This is a genomic window from Sphingobium sp. HDIP04, from assembly GCF_000445085.1.
Taxonomy (GTDB): Bacteria; Pseudomonadota; Alphaproteobacteria; order Sphingomonadales; family Sphingomonadaceae; genus Sphingobium; species Sphingobium indicum.
In genome coordinates, this window is sequence record NZ_ATDO01000057.1 from 1 (window position 1) to 14,302 (window position 14,302).

The 14,302-nt window shown below is 66.0% G+C and carries 15 protein-coding genes; 7 read left to right on the top strand and 8 right to left on the bottom strand.

Features of this window, described 5'->3' with window-relative positions:
* Positions 1 to 189: 189 nt before the first annotated feature.
* The 7 genes from L286_RS29595 (at position 190) to L286_RS29625 (ending at position 6,111) form a co-directional block, all read left to right on the top strand.
* On the top strand, positions 190 to 612 hold the full coding sequence (locus L286_RS29595; RefSeq protein ID WP_021223149.1) for an iron-sulfur cluster assembly scaffold protein: 423 nt from the start codon (positions 190 to 192) through the stop codon (positions 610 to 612).
* A gap of 14 nt (positions 613 to 626) precedes the next feature.
* Complete coding sequence (locus L286_RS29600) at positions 627 to 2,447, top strand: monovalent cation:proton antiporter-2 (CPA2) family protein (protein ID WP_020821125.1); 1,821 nt, start codon at positions 627 to 629, stop codon at positions 2,445 to 2,447.
* On the top strand, positions 2,444 to 2,770 hold the full coding sequence (locus L286_RS29605; protein WP_020821124.1) for a DUF423 domain-containing protein: 327 nt from the start codon (positions 2,444 to 2,446) through the stop codon (positions 2,768 to 2,770). The genes L286_RS29600 and L286_RS29605 overlap by 4 nt, the downstream gene beginning before the upstream one ends.
* A 52-nt stretch (positions 2,771 to 2,822) precedes the next feature.
* Positions 2,823 to 3,293 carry a Fur family transcriptional regulator gene (locus tag L286_RS29610; RefSeq protein ID WP_007685305.1) on the top strand — a complete coding sequence of 157 codons (471 nt, stop codon included), beginning with the start codon at positions 2,823 to 2,825 and terminating at the stop codon, positions 3,291 to 3,293.
* Between the two features lie 55 nt (positions 3,294 to 3,348).
* Positions 3,349 to 5,274, top strand: coding sequence for a 1-deoxy-D-xylulose-5-phosphate synthase (gene dxs, locus L286_RS29615; protein WP_025160961.1), 1,926 nt, complete (start codon positions 3,349 to 3,351; stop codon positions 5,272 to 5,274).
* Between the two features lie 65 nt (positions 5,275 to 5,339).
* On the top strand, positions 5,340 to 5,795 hold the full coding sequence (locus L286_RS29620) for an SRPBCC family protein (protein ID WP_025160960.1): 456 nt from the start codon (positions 5,340 to 5,342) through the stop codon (positions 5,793 to 5,795).
* Positions 5,782 to 6,111 carry an ArsR/SmtB family transcription factor gene (locus tag L286_RS29625; RefSeq protein ID WP_007685302.1) on the top strand — a complete coding sequence of 110 codons (330 nt, stop codon included), beginning with the start codon at positions 5,782 to 5,784 and terminating at the stop codon, positions 6,109 to 6,111. The genes L286_RS29620 and L286_RS29625 overlap by 14 nt, the downstream gene beginning before the upstream one ends.
* Positions 6,112 to 6,127: 16 nt before the next feature.
* Here L286_RS29625 and L286_RS29630 read toward each other — a convergent pair whose 3' ends face one another.
* The 8 genes from L286_RS29630 to gpmA form a co-directional block, all read right to left on the bottom strand.
* Entirely contained in the window at positions 6,128 to 6,538 is a 411-nt protein-coding gene (locus L286_RS29630; protein WP_013040537.1) for a DUF3035 domain-containing protein, read from the bottom strand.
* The gene (gene lspA, locus L286_RS29635; protein ID WP_021223151.1) at positions 6,538 to 7,053 is read right to left on the bottom strand and encodes a signal peptidase II; all 516 of its coding nucleotides are present in this window, start codon (positions 7,051 to 7,053) and stop codon (positions 6,538 to 6,540) included. Before lspA ends, L286_RS29630 begins: the two co-directional genes overlap by 1 nt.
* A 118-nt stretch (positions 7,054 to 7,171) precedes the next feature.
* Entirely contained in the window at positions 7,172 to 10,078 is a 2,907-nt protein-coding gene (ileS, locus tag L286_RS29640) for an isoleucine--tRNA ligase (RefSeq protein WP_020821120.1), read from the bottom strand.
* Between the two features lie 125 nt (positions 10,079 to 10,203).
* A complete protein-coding gene (locus tag L286_RS29645) occupies positions 10,204 to 11,142 on the bottom strand; it encodes a bifunctional riboflavin kinase/FAD synthetase (RefSeq protein ID WP_020821119.1) in 939 nt (312 codons plus the stop codon).
* 8 nt (positions 11,143 to 11,150) lie between these two features.
* Complete coding sequence (locus tag L286_RS29650; protein ID WP_020821118.1) at positions 11,151 to 11,675, bottom strand: dihydrofolate reductase; 525 nt, start codon at positions 11,673 to 11,675, stop codon at positions 11,151 to 11,153.
* A gap of 132 nt (positions 11,676 to 11,807) precedes the next feature.
* Positions 11,808 to 12,878 carry a 5-(carboxyamino)imidazole ribonucleotide synthase gene (locus L286_RS29655; protein WP_020821117.1) on the bottom strand — a complete coding sequence of 357 codons (1,071 nt, stop codon included), beginning with the start codon at positions 12,876 to 12,878 and terminating at the stop codon, positions 11,808 to 11,810.
* A 1-nt stretch (position 12,879) separates the two neighbouring features.
* Positions 12,880 to 13,374 carry a 5-(carboxyamino)imidazole ribonucleotide mutase gene (gene purE / locus L286_RS29660; protein ID WP_021223153.1) on the bottom strand — a complete coding sequence of 165 codons (495 nt, stop codon included), beginning with the start codon at positions 13,372 to 13,374 and terminating at the stop codon, positions 12,880 to 12,882.
* A 173-nt stretch (positions 13,375 to 13,547) separates the two neighbouring features.
* Complete coding sequence (gpmA, locus tag L286_RS29665; protein WP_020821115.1) at positions 13,548 to 14,234, bottom strand: 2,3-diphosphoglycerate-dependent phosphoglycerate mutase; 687 nt, start codon at positions 14,232 to 14,234, stop codon at positions 13,548 to 13,550.
* Between the last annotated feature and the right edge of the window lie 68 nt (positions 14,235 to 14,302).

Here is a 14,302-nt window from a genome sequence, read left to right on the forward strand (position 1 = left end):
GGGGATCAGAAGCCCTGATGGCGGTGGAGGGATTGCGTGCTCCTGCGAAGGCAGGAGCCCAGTTCGGGCGGTTGAACTAGGCTCCTGCCTTCGCAGGAGCACGTCGCGCTTCCACGCCACTTCTCCCAAAAAACGTCCGCAAATCCATCCGCCCTTCCTCATGAACGCTTCCTGCCCTACATGGGCGGGATGAGCGCCCCCCTCTACAATAAGGACATCTTGCGGCTGGCCGCGAACATTCCCCATCACAAGCGACTGTCGGACCCGCAGGCGAGCGTGGAGAAGCGTTCGCCCACCTGCGGGTCGCGGGTGACGGCGGACGTCAGGATGGACGCCGGGCGGGTCGCTGAGATCGGGCTGGACGTGAAGGCCTGCGCCCTGGGCCAGGCATCGGCTTCGCTGATGGCGGCGTGGGCCGTCGGCCTGACCGCCGATGAGCTGGCCGATGCGCGGGACCGGCTGACCGCCTATCTGGCGGGGGAAAGCGACGATCTGGATTTCTGGCCCGGACTGGCGGTGCTGGCCCCGGCGCGGGGCTATCCGGCGCGCCATGCCTCGATCAGGCTGGGCTTCGAGGCCGTGGCCGAAGCTGCCCGCATGGCCGACGCCTGATGCAGGGACAACCGATGCAGGGACAGGCCGCGCAGGTCGCCGCTTCGCCGGTTTCCGCGACCGACATGCTGCTGTCCGAAGGCGTGGTCCTGCTGGGTGCGGCGGTGCTGTTCGTCATGCTGTTCCGTCGCCTTGGGCTGGGCGCGGTGCTGGGCTATCTGGTCGCGGGCGCGCTGGTCGGGCCGCAGGGATTGAGGCTGGTCGGCGGGGCGGAATCGAAGCTCGCCATAGCCGAAATCGGCATCGTCCTGCTGCTGTTCCTGGTGGGCCTCGAACTGCATCCCGCGCGGCTGTGGCGGCTGAAACGCGACATTTTCGCGCTCGGCATGGCGCAGGTGGTGCTGTGCGGATGCGCCCTCGCCGCGATCATCTTCTACACCACCGGCTTCACTTGGGGCGCGGCGATTGCCTTGGGGCTGCCCCTGGCGCTGTCCTCCACCGCTCAGGTGCTGCCCGGCCTCAAGAGCAGCGGCCGGATCAATTCGCCCTTCGGCGAAAAGGTGTTCTCGATCCTGCTGTTCCAGGATCTGTCCATCGTCCCGCTGATCACCATCGTCGCGGCCCTCTCCCGCAACCCGGCCGATGTGGGCGGGCCGCCGGGATGGCTGATGGCGGGCTATACGGTGGCCGCCATCGCCGGGCTGGTCCTAGCGGGCCGCTTCGTGCTGCGGCCCCTGCTCCATCTGGTCGGGCGGCTGGGCGAGCGGGAATTGTTCGTCGTCGTCGGGCTGTTCACCGTGCTGGCGGCGGCGGCTTTGATGCACGCGCTGCACCTTTCAACCGCGCTGGGCGCCTTCATCGCGGGCGTGATGCTGGCCGATTCGCCCTACCGGCATGAGATAGAGGCGGATGTCGAACCCTTCCGGTCCATCCTGCTCGGCCTCTTCTTCCTGGCGGTCGGCATGGTGCTGGACCTGCATGCGGTGGCGGCCAACCCCCTGTTCGTCATCGGCATGGCGGCGATATTGGTGCTGACAAAGGCGGCGCTCATCACCGGCCTTGCCCGGCTGTTCGGCATGGAGTGGAACCAGGCCATCGGTTCCGGCCTGCTGCTGAGCCAGGGCGGCGAATTCGGCTTCGTGCTGTTCGCGCAAGCGCAGAACGCCCTGCTGATCGCGCCCCAGGCGGCCAGCCTGTTCAGCGCCATCGTCACCTTCTCCATGGCGACGACGCCCTTCCTGATGCTGTTCGCCCGCAGGCTGGAATTCGCCAAGCCCAGGACGGGACTGGATCTGCCCCGGCCCGAAGACGCGCCGCGCGGCACGGCGATCATCGTTGGCTATGGCCGGTTCGGCCAGACCGTCGCGCAGATGCTGATGGGCCATGGCTTCGGCGTCGTGCTGATCGACAAGAAGCCTTCGCAGATCGAGGTTTCCAGCCAGTTCGACATGAAAGTCTATTATGGCGACGGCACGCGGATCGACCTGCTGCGCCGTTCGGGGGCGGAGGAGGCGCGGCTGATCGCCTTCTGCATCGACGATCCCTCGCTCGATGCGCGGGTGCTGGAGCCGATTGCCGAGGCTTTCCCGCAGGCGGCACTGGTGGTGCGCGCCTTCGACCGGCGGCAATTGCTGGCGTTCAAGGACATGGACCTGGCGGGCATCGTGCGCGAAGTGTTCGAATCCGCGATTCTCATGGGCGTGCAGGCGATGGAGGCGCTGGGCGTCCCGCCGGAAGAGGTCGAGGAGGTCGAGCGCCAATATCGCCGGAATGACGAGCAGCGCATGGCCCTTCAGATCGAGCATGGCGATTTCATGGCGGCCAAGGAATTGATGTACCGGCCCGGCCGGCGCATGCGCCTGGTGGCGAGGGGCGAAGGAGAGGATCAGGCATGATCGCGGTTCTGGCGGCATTGTCGGCGGCTCTGGCTATTGCGGCGGGCGCCTTCGGCGCGCATGGCGTGGCCAGCCCCCAGGCGGCGGAATGGCTGCGCACGGGCGGGCTTTATCAGCTTATCCATGCGGTGGGCGCGCTGGCCATCATGGGGGTGGCGCGGGGACCGGCGGCGCTGCACCTGGGCGGGGCGGCGATCTTCGCCTTCACCCTTTACGCCATGGCTCTGGGCGCGCCCAAATGGCTGGGCGCGGTGACGCCCGTCGGCGGGACGCTGATGATCGCGGGCTGGATATGGGCGGCCTGGATCTACTGGAGGGGGTGACGGATCGCGACCGCCACTTGCCCCCGCACCAACCCAGGCTTAGATTGAACCCATGGCCGACCATCATCATCACGACCATTACGAACCGTCGAGCGACAGCCTCGCGGATGCCGCCCGCGCCACGCTGGAGGCGAGCCACGAACAATGGACGCCGATGCGCGCCGCCATTTTCGATGCCCTGGCGGCGGAGGCAACCCCTGCATCGGCCTATGACATCGCCGACAGCGTGTCGAAAGCGCGCGGCAAGCGGGTGGCGCCCAACAGCGTCTATCGCATCCTCGACCTGTTCGTGAACAACAACATCGCGATGCGGGTGGAAAGCGCCAACGCCTATATCGCCAATGTCCATCCCGGCTGTCATCACGACTGCATCTTCCTGGTGTGCAGGAACTGCAAGCAGGCGACGCATGTCGACGACGACAAGGTGACGGACAAGGTCCGCGCAGTGGCGCGGGCCGAGGGTTTTCAGCCGGATCGCCCCGTGATCGAGATATTGGGCATCTGCGCCAAGTGCGCCGCGTGAGGGAGTTGCGCATCGGCCCGGAACGGCCTAGCGCCTTGGGGAGTCTATGTCCTTGATGAACGATCGCCCCTCCACGCCGCTGCTCGACCAGGTCGTCTGGCCCGCGGACCTGCGCAAGCTGCAACCCGACCGGCTTCGGCAACTGGCCGACGAACTGCGGCAGGAAGTGATTTCCGCCGTCGGCGTGACCGGCGGCCATCTGGGGTCCGGGCTGGGCGTGGTGGAGCTGACCACGGCGATCCATTATGTGTTCGACACGCCCAACGACAAGCTGGTCTGGGATGTCGGCCACCAATGCTATCCGCACAAGATATTGACCGGGCGGCGGGACCGCATCCGCACCTTGCGCCAGGGCGGCGGCCTCAGCGGCTTCACCAAGCGGGCGGAGAGCGAGTACGACCCCTTCGGCGCGGCGCATAGCTCGACCTCGATCAGCGCGGCGCTGGGCTTTGCCGTGGCGAACAGGATGCAGGGCAAGCCTGGCAAGGGCATCGCCGTCATCGGCGACGGCTCCATGTCGGCGGGCATGGCCTATGAGGCGATGAACAATGCGCGGGAGGCCGGAAATCGGCTGATCGTCATCCTGAACGACAATGACATGTCCATCGCTCCTCCGGTCGGCGGGCTGTCCGCCTATCTGGCGCGGCTGGTGTCGAGCCGGGAGTTCCTCGGCCTGCGCGACCTTGCCAAGCGGCTGGCGCGGCGGCTGCCCCGCCCGCTGCACAATGCGGCGCGCAAGACCGACGAATTCGCGCGCGGCATGGCGATGGGCGGGACTTTGTTCGAGGAACTGGGCTTCTACTATGTCGGGCCGATCGACGGGCATAATCTGGACCAGTTGATCCCGGTGCTGGAAAATGTGCGCGACGCGGCGGAGGGGCCGTGCCTGGTCCATGTCGTGACGCAGAAGGGCAAGGGCTATGCCCCGGCCGAGGCGGCGGCGGACAAATATCATGGCGTGCAGAAGTTCGACGTCATCACCGGCGCGCAGGCGAAGGCGCCTCCGGGGCCGCCCAGCTATACCGGCGTGTTCGCCAAGGCACTGATCGCGGAGGCGGAGCGCGACCCCGCCATATGCGCGATCACCGCCGCCATGCCTTCGGGCACGGGACTGGACAAGTTCGGCGCGGCCTTCCCCGACCGGACCTTCGACGTCGGCATTGCCGAGCAGCATGCCGTGACCTTCGCGGCGGGGCTGGCGGCGCAGGGGATGCGGCCCTTCTGCGCCATCTATTCGACCTTCCTGCAACGCGCCTACGACCAGGTCGTGCATGACGTGGCGATCCAGAATCTGCCGGTGCGCTTCGCCATCGACCGCGCCGGTCTGGTGGGGGCGGACGGTTCGACCCATGCGGGCAGCTTCGACGTGACCTATCTTGCCAGCCTGCCGAATTTCGTCGTCATGGCGGCAGCGGACGAGGCGGAACTGGTCCATATGGTCCACACCTGCGCCGTGCATGACGATGGGCCGATCGCGGTGCGCTACCCGCGCGGCAACGGCACGGGCATCGCCCTGCCCGCAACGCCGGAAAGGCTGGAAATCGGCAAGGGCAGGATCGTGCGGGAGGGGCGGCAGGTCGCGATCCTGTCGCTCGGAACCCGGCTGGAGGAGGCGCTGAAGGCCGCGGAGACGCTGGAGGCGAAGGGGCTGTCCACGACGGTGGCGGACCTGCGCTTTGCCAAGCCGCTGGACGAAGCGCTGATCCGCAGGCTGCTGACGACCCATGAAGTCGCCGTCACCATCGAGGAAGGTGCCGTCGGCGGCCTGGGCGCGCATGTGCTGACGATGGCGAGCGACCAGGGATTGATCGACAATGGCCTGAAGCTGCGGACCATGCGCCTGCCCGACATCTTTCAGGATCAGGACAAGCCGGAAAAGCAATATGCCGACGCCCGTCTGGATGCGGGAGCCATTGTCGACACGGTGCTGACGGCGCTCCGCCATAACAGCGCCGGCATCGGGACCGAAGCGCGGGCCTGATCAGCAACCAAAAGGTTGCATGATACGGGTCATGAGTGCATATAGGCAAGCTGGAGGTTGCCTATATGCCTGATTCCATCATCAAGACCATCGAGATCGCCGCACCTGTCGAGAAGGTTTGGGACGCCCTGATCGATCATGAGAAGTTCGGGAGCTGGTTCCGCGTGGCGCTGGATCAACCCTTTGCCGTGGGCCAGGCCTCGACCGGGCATATGACGTATCCGGGCTACGAGGATTATCGCTGGGAAGCGCGGGTCGTGGCGATCGAGCCGATGACGCGCTTCGCCTATGAATGGCCCGCGACCGGGGGCGACAAAGCGTTGATGGAGAGCGGCGTGGCCGTGCCGGAATGGACGCTGGTGGAGTTTCTGCTGGAGCCGGTGGAAAGCGGCACGCGGCTGACGGTCACGGAAAGCGGGTTCGACAAGGTGCCGGAAGCCCGGCGGAGCAACGTCATGCGGGACAATGACGGCGGCTGGGCGGAACAGGTGAAAAATATCCGCGACTATGCCGAGCGTTGAGCCTTCCCCTGCCCGCCTGTTCGCGGCCCTGGGCGACGCGACGCGGCTGGGCATGATCGGGCGGCTTTCCGATGGCGGAGAACGATCGATCGGTCAGTTGGGCGACGGATTGCCGATCAGCCGCCAGGCGGTGGCCAAGCATCTGGACGTGCTGCTGGGCGCCGGGCTGGTCACGCGGACCAGGTCTGGGCGGGAGGCGCTGTTCCGTCTGCGTCCCGAGGGCGTGGCTGAGGCCAGGGACTGGCTTGCCAAGGTGAATGGCCAGTGGGACGGGACTTTGGGCCGGCTCAGGGATTTCGTCGAGAGCCAGCCCTGAGTTCCGGTTTTTCCGATTATTGCGGGGTGGCGGCGCGAGCGTCCTGGCCGTCGCCTTCCGGGGCGGCGATGATGTCGCGGGTGGTGGCGCCCTTGTCGACCACTTCGGTCGCCGGATCGCCGACGGAGGAACGGATGCCCGCGGCCGCATTGGCGCGGCCGGCGGCGCTCAGCGTGGCGCTTTCGCCGGGGCTGCGGGCGGCGGGACCGCCGAACATGGCCTCCATCGCGGCCTTGCTCGAATCGACGGACGCGGCGGCAGGCGTGCCGGGCGCGGGCGGAACCAGCGCGAAGTCGGGCGGGATCACGAGCGGAGCCTGGCGCGAAACGGCAAATTCGTCGGGACGCGAACGGTTGAAGAGGCCGCCGCCGCCGCCGCAGGCGGACAGCATCGAAATCAGGCCAGCGGCGAGGATCAGTTTACGCATCAGTTCAGTGACTCCGTCTTTGCGCCCTTCTCGCGCAGCAGAAGCGCCCGCGCAAGCAGGATCAGCACGCCGAAAGTGATGGCCGCATCGGCCAGGTTGAAAATCAGGAAAGGCCGCCATTCGCCGAAATGCAGGTCGGCATAGTCGACCACATAGCCCAGCCGCACGCGGTCGATGATGTTGCCGACCGCGCCGCCCAGGACGAGGCCGAGCGCCGCCACATCCTGCCGCGCCTTTTCGCGCCACATCCAGACGCCCACGAAGGCCGCGATCACCATGGTCATGCCGACCAGCAGCCAGCGCATCACGTCGGTTTCCGCGTGGAAGAAACCCATGGAGACGCCGCGATTTTCCAGCCAGCGCAGGCGAAAGATCGGCAGGATTTCAATGCCCTCGTCCATCCGGCTTTTCAGCGCGAGCGGATAGGTGACGGTATATTTGACGAGCTGGTCTAGCGCGAGCGTGACAATCGCGACGATCAGGCCCAGGGGGCGGTGGTTGACGGGATTTGGCATCAATGACTGCTCAACCTGCGAAATTTAGCGCACCGTGCTCCTGCGAAGGCAGGAGTCCAGTTCGGACCTCTGGACTGGGCTCCTGCCTTCGCAGGAGCACCTACCGCTTGGCAAGAGTTTATGCGCCCAGCACCTCTTCGCAGCGGTCGCAGAGGGCGCCGTCTTCCTCGACCTCAGGAAGCAGGCGCCAGCAGCGGCCGCATTTGTGCCACTCGCTGGGCTTGACCGTGATGCCTTCAATGCCTTGCTCAAACGCCACGTTCGCAACGATGAAATATTCGGACAAGTCCTGTTCAGAAACACTGCGAATGTCGTTCAAAATAGCTGCTAAATCGGAAATACAGACATCGGCTTCCAGACTGGAACGGATGATCTTTTCGCGGCGGAGGGGTTCGATGGCCTCGTTGACCTGATTCCGCTGGTTGCGAATTTCAGCCCATTTGCCGTCGAGGCTTTGGCTCAGCCAAGCGGCATCAACTTCCGGCCATTCCAGGAAATGGACGCTTTCCTGGGGGTTTGGATAGCGGCTTTGCCACACTTCCTCAGCGGTGAAGGGGATGATCGGCGCGGCGTAGCGGACCAGCGCGTGGAACAAGGTGTCGAGCACCGTGCGATAGGCGCGGCGCTTGGGGTCGGCCTTCGCGTCGCAATAGAGGCAGTCCTTGCGGATGTCGAAGAAGAAGGCCGACAGGTCGCTGTTGACGAAGTCGAACAGGGCGCGGGTGTAGCGGCTGAATTCAAGCCAATTCTCACTGCCCGCCGCCTTGTCGACCACGCTGCGCAGGTCGGCGTCGAGCCTGGCGAGCAGGTGGAGCATGTAGCGCTCCAGTTCCGGCATTTCCGCGACGGGCAGCTTCTCTTCTTCGGAAAAGTCGGAAAGAGCGCCAAGCAAGTATCGGAAACTGTTGCGAAGTTTGCGATAGGCGTCGGACGATCCGGCCAGCACTTCCTTGCCGATGCGGACGTCGTCGAAATAATCGGTGCTGGCGACCCAGACGCGCAAGATGTCGGAGCCGCTTTCGGCGATGACCTTCAGCGGGTCGACCACATTGCCCAGGCTCTTCGACATTTTGCGGCCTTGCCCGTCCAGCGCGAAGCCGTGGGTGAGGACCGCGCCATAAGGGGCGCGGCCGCGGGTGCCGCTGCTTTCGAGCAGGGAGGACTGGAACCAGCCGCGATGCTGGTCGGATCCTTCGAGATAGAGGTCGGCGCGGGCGTCGGGACCGTAACGGCCTTCCACCACGAAGCTGTGGGTGGAGCCGCTGTCGAACCAGACGTCGAGAATGTCGTTCACCACCTCATAGTCGGCGAGGTCGTAATCGGGGCCGAGCAGCGCCTGATGGTCTGCGCCGAACCATGCGTCGGCGCCAGCGCCCTTGAACGCTTCGATGATGCGGGCATTGACTGATTTATCAACCAGATATTCGCCCGTCTTGCGATGGACATAGAGGGCAATGGGGACGCCCCAGGCGCGCTGGCGGGAGATCACCCAGTCGGGGCGGCCTTCCACCATCGAGCGGATGCGGTTGATCGAGCGTTCGGGCACCCAGCGGGTCTGTTCGATGGAATTGAGGGCCAGGTCGCGCAGGGTGGCTCCGTTGTCGCCCTCACCCTTCCCACTCGCTTGCGCGAGCGGGCCCCTTCCCTCTCCCACAAGGGGAGAGGGATTCTGGTCCATCGGGATGAACCATTGGGGGGTGCAGCGGAAGATGATCTTCGCCTTGGAGCGCCAGCTATGGGGGTAGCTGTGCCTGAAGTCGTCGGAGGCCGCCAGAAGCCCGCCCGCTTCGCGCAGATCGGTGCAGATCGGGCCGTCCTTGCTGACGAATTTCGGGTTGATGACGCTGCCCTGGCCGCCGAGCCAGAGCCAGTCCTCGCGATATTTGCCGTCATTTTCGACGGCGAAGGCCGGGTTGATGCCGTTCGCCTTGCAGAGCGCGAAGTCGTCCTCGCCATGGTCGGGGGCCATGTGGACAAGGCCGGTGCCCGCGTCGGTGGTGACGAAGTCGCCCGCGAGGAACGGGCGGGGCTTGGCGAAGAAGCCGCCGAGATGGTGCATCGGGTGGCGGGCGATGGCTCCGGCAAGTTGGGAGCCTTTGCCGCGCCAGAGGATTTTTGCTTCGGGCGTTGCGGCGGAGGTGGCGTCCGGAGATGGATTCCCGCCTTCGCGGGAATGACGGAGGAGGACGGAGGGGACGAGGGCTTCGGCCAGCAGGAGTTTGCGGCCGTTGCTTTCCACGAGGACATAATCGACTTCCGGGCCGTAGGCGAGCGCCTGATTGACCGGGATCGTCCACGGCGTCGTCGTCCAGATCACCGCATGGGCGCCGACCAGTTCCGGCGCGTTCGGCGCTTCGACGATCTCGAACGCCACGTCGATCTGGGTCGAGACGATGTCCTCATATTCCACTTCCGCCTCGGCCAGCGCGGTCTTTTCGACCGGGGACCACATGACGGGCTTCGCGCCGCGATAGAGCTGGCCGCTTTCCGCGAATTTCAGCAGTTCGCCCGCGATGGTCGCCTCCGCGTCGAACTTCATGGTGAGATAGGGATCGTCCCAGTCGCCCATGACGCCAAGGCGCTTGAACTGTTCCTTCTGCACGCCGACCCACTTGTCGGCATAGGCGCGGCATTCGGCGCGGAATTCCTGGGCCGGAACCTCGTCCTTGTTCTGCTTCTTCTTGCGATATTCCTCCTCGATCTTCCATTCGATGGGGAGGCCGTGGCAGTCCCAGCCGGGGACATAGGGGGCGTCCTTGCCGAGCAGGGACTGGCTGCGGACGATGATGTCCTTCAGCACCTTGTTCATCGCATGGCCCATATGGATGTCGCCATTGGCGTAGGGCGGGCCGTCGTGCAGGATGAAGCGTTCCCGGCCCTTCCGCCGTTCGCGCAGCTTGCCGTAGAGGTCCATCGCTTCCCACTGCGCGAGGATCGCCGGTTCCTTCTGCGCGAGGCCCGCCTTCATCGGGAAGTCGGTGACGGGGAGGAAGACGGTGGCTTTATAGTCGGGTGCGTCGGTCATGGGTATCCAGAACAACCAAAAATCCGTCGCCCTGCGCTTGTCAAAGGGCCGATCTTCCTTTCGAAAGAAAAGAAAGGGGCTTCGACAGGCTCAGCCCGAACGGGTGAGAAAAACGTGCCGGTCCCCTACGCGAGGTGGGGCGTTCCCGCAAGGATTTGCCGCGCATCGTCGCAATCCCTGGCGATGGCGGCCATCAGGGCGTCGAGGCCGTCCAGCTTCGCTTCGGGGCGGAGATAGTGGATCAACTGCACCTCTATCCGCTGGTCGTAGAGGCTTTCGGAAAAGTCGAAGAAATGCGGTTCCAGCAATTCCTTGGGCGGGTCGATGCTGGGGCGGACGCCCAGATTGGCGGCGCCGTCCAGCACCCGGCCGTCGGGCAGCAGGGCGCGCACGGCATAAATGCCGTAGGCCGGGCGCAGATAATGGCCCATGTCGATATTGGCGGTGGGGAAGCCGATGGTGCGGCCCAGCTTGTCGCCATGCTGGACCACCCCCTCTATGGTGAAGGGGCGGGTCAGCAGGCGGGTGGCGGTTTCGCAATCGCCGGATTTGAGCGCCTGGCGGATGCGGGTGGAGGAGATGATTTCCCCATCCTGTCCGGTGATGGGGGCCACGGCCTGCGCCGTCAGGCCCAGGGGCGCGCCGAGTTCCGCCAGGGTGGCGATGGAACCGGCGCGGTCGCGGCCGAAGGTGAAATCCTCCCCCGTGACGACTCCGGCGACGCCCCATCGGGCGAGCAGGTCGACGAAGGCCTGCGGGTCGAGCGCGGCCAGTTCGCGGGTGAAATCGAACACCAGCATCGCGTCGGCCCCCGCCCTGGCGAACAGGCGTTCGCGCTGGTCGAGCGTGGTCAGGCGGAACCAGGGCGTGTCCGGGCGGAACAGCCGCATCGGGTGCGGATCGAAAGTCGCGACGATGGCGGGGCGGCCCTGGGCGCGGGCAAGCGCGACGGCGCGGCGAACCACGGCCTGGTGCCCGGCGTGAAATCCGTCGAAATTCCCCAGCGCCATGATGCCGCCGCGCAGATGGGCGGGCATCGGGGCGCTGCTGTGCAGCCGCTCCATGAGGGGCGCTATAGGGGCGCGTCCGGCCGCTGGCAATGCGCGGCGGAGCGGCGGAGGGTGACGAAGCTGTAGGCGGGGTGGCCGTCCTGCGCTGGATGGTCCTGGCGGGCGACCTCCTGCCAGTCGGCGGGGTCGGGATAGGGGATGTGGGTGTCGCCTTCCGCGTCGACATGGACTTCGGTGAGTTCGATGCGGTGCGCGAGGGGGAGAAAGAGTTTCGTGATCTCCGCGCCGCCGATGACGGCGATGGTGGGCGCGGCGGCCCTTGCGATGGCGGCCTCCACCGTTGCGACGGGTTCGGCGCCCTCCCCTGCCCATGTGGCGTCGCGGGTGAGGACGATGTGGCGGCGGCCGGGGAGCAGGCCGGGCAGGCTGTCGAAGGTCTTGCGGCCCATGACCATCGGGTGGCCCAGGGTGAGCGCCTTGAAATGTTTGAGGTCGGCGGGGAGGCGCCAGGGCAGGTCGCCGTCCTTGCCGATCACGCCATTGTCGGCGCGGGCGAGGATGATGAGGATTTCGGGGGTGTCGGTCATAGGGTTCGGGCCGAAATATTATCGTTCATGACGCCTGTCCTCCACTCGCCCTGGGAATTTACTTCCTTTGAAGAAAGAAAAGGGCTTCGACAGGCTCAGCCCGAACGGAGGTGAGGTGGTGGCCTGTTCCGATCACAGAGTCAGGCGCGTCACATGGCCCATCTTGCGGCCGGGGCGGGCTTCGTGCTTGCCGTAGAGGTGGAGGTGGTTGGCCGGGTCGGACAGGATTTGCAGCCAGTCATTGGCCTGTTCGCCGATCAGGTTGCGCATCTCCACCTTCGCGGCGGCGAGGCCGGTGTCGCCCAGCGGCAGGCCGCAAATGGCGCGGACATGGTTTTCGAACTGGCTGGTGAGTGCGCCCTCGATGGTCCAGTGGCCGCTATTGTGGACGCGGGGGGCCATTTCGTTGAAGACCGGGCCGTCGGCGCTGGCGAAGAATTCCAGCGTCAGGACGCCGACATAGTCGAGCGCGTCGGCGACCTTCGACGCGAGGGCGCGGGCTTCGGGGAGTTGGCTTTCGACGAGCCATCCGGCGGGGACGGTGGAGGTGTCGAGGATGCCGTCCGTGTGGACATTGGCGGCGGAGTCCCAGAAGCGGATCTGGCCGTCCGCGCCGCGCACGAGGATGACGGAAAATTCCTGCGCGAAGGTGACGAAGCCTTCCAATATGGCGCTCTGGCGGCCGATGGCGTTCCATGCGCCGACCGCGTCGCCGGGTTCGGAAAGGCGCGCCTGCCCCTTGCCGTCATAGCCCATGCGGTTGGTTTTCAGGACCGCCCTGCTGCCGATCCGGTCGAGGGCTTCTTCCAGATCGTCCAGGCTTTCGACCGGGGCGAAGGGCGCGGTCAGGCCGCCCAGGTCGCAGACGAAGCGCTTTTCGGCGAGGCGGTCCTGCGCGACGCGCAGGGCCTGCGCGCCGGGGCGGACGAGGCCGTGGGTGGCGAGCACTTCGACCGCCGAGGGATCGATATTCTCGAATTCATAGGTGACGACCTCCACGCTGTCGGCGAACGCCGCGAGGGCTTCGGCGTCCTCATAGGCGCCCTGCGTCCAGCGGGGGGAGACGTCGGCGGCAGGGCCGCTCGATTCCGGGGCGTAGATGTGGGTGCGATAGCCAAGCTGCGCGGCGGCGATGGCGATCATGCGGCCAAGCTGACCGCCGCCTAATATGCCGATGGTGGAGCCGGGCGGGATCGTCGTCATCTTATTCCGGGGTTTCCGCTACGTCGTTGGTCTGCTTTTCGCGCCAGGCGTCGAGGCGTGCGGCAAGCGCTTCGTCGGTGGTGGCGAGGATGGAGGCGGCGAAGAGCGCCGCGTTGATCGCGCCGGGCTTGCCGATGGCGAGCGTGCCGACGGGGATGCCGCCGGGCATCTGGACGATGGAGAGGAGGCTGTCCATGCCCTTCAGCGCCTTGGATTCGACGGGGACGCCCAGGACCGGCAGGCGGGTCATGGAGGCGGCCATGCCGGGAAGGTGCGCGGCGCCGCCCGCGCCCGCGATGATGACCTTCAGGCCGCGGCCGACCGCGCTGGTGGCATAGTCGTAGAGGCGCTGGGGCGTGCGGTGGGCGGAGACGACCTTGCATTCATGGGCGACGCCGAGAGCCTCCAGCGTTTCGGATGCGTGGCGCATCGTTTCCCAGTCGGATCGGCTGCCCATGATGATGCCGACTTTCGCGGCTTCGACTGCCCCGGTCATTTCGCTGCGCACTTTCCCTGATCATGCGGAAAGCAAAGCCCCTTAGCGGGAGGTTGGCGGAGGGGCAATGCGGGAATTGCGGCTTTCCGTTTCTATTCCGTGCTCCTGCGAAGGCAGGAGCCCAGTTCAGACGGAAGGACTGGGCTCCTGCCTTCGCAGGAGCACATCGGATTTCAGCGTTCCGACAGGTAGTAGCGATCCTTGGCCGTCAGGTCGTCGGCAAGGTCATAGACGATCGGCTGGCCGGTCGGAATTTCCAGTTCGGTGATCTCGTCGTCCGGGATGTTGGAGAGGTGCTTCACCAGCGCGCGGAGCGAGTTGCCGTGGGCGGAGATGACGACGCGCTTGCCTGCCTTCAGGTCGGGGGCGATGCGTTCCTCCCAATAGGGCAGGACGCGGGCGATGGTGTCCTTCAGCGATTCCGTCGAGGGGATGGGAATGCCCGCATAACGGCGGTCCTTCGACAGGTCGAACTCGCTGCCCGGCTCCAGCGGCGGCGGGGGCGTGTCGAAGCTGCGGCGCCAGATCTTCACCTGATCGTCGCCATGCCTGGCCGCCGTCTCCGCCTTGTTGAGGCCGGTGAGGCCGCCATAATGGCGCTCGTTGAGGCGCCAGTCCTTCTCGACCGGCAGCCAGAGGCGGCCCATCTCCTCCAGCACCAGGTTCAGCGTCTTGATGGCGCGGGTCTGGACGGAGGTGTAGCACTGGTCGAAGTCCAGCCCCTTTTCCCGGAGCAGGCGGCCGGCGGCGCGCGCTTCCTCCGCGCCCTTTTCGGTCACGTCCACGTCCCACCAGCCGGTGAAGCGGTTTTCGAGGTTCCAGGCCGACTGGCCGTGGCGGATGAGGACGAGCGTGGGCATGAAGCGTGTCTCCTGCACGAGAAACCGAGAATTGCGCCCTCCCATAGCGCGGGAAATATCCGACGCAA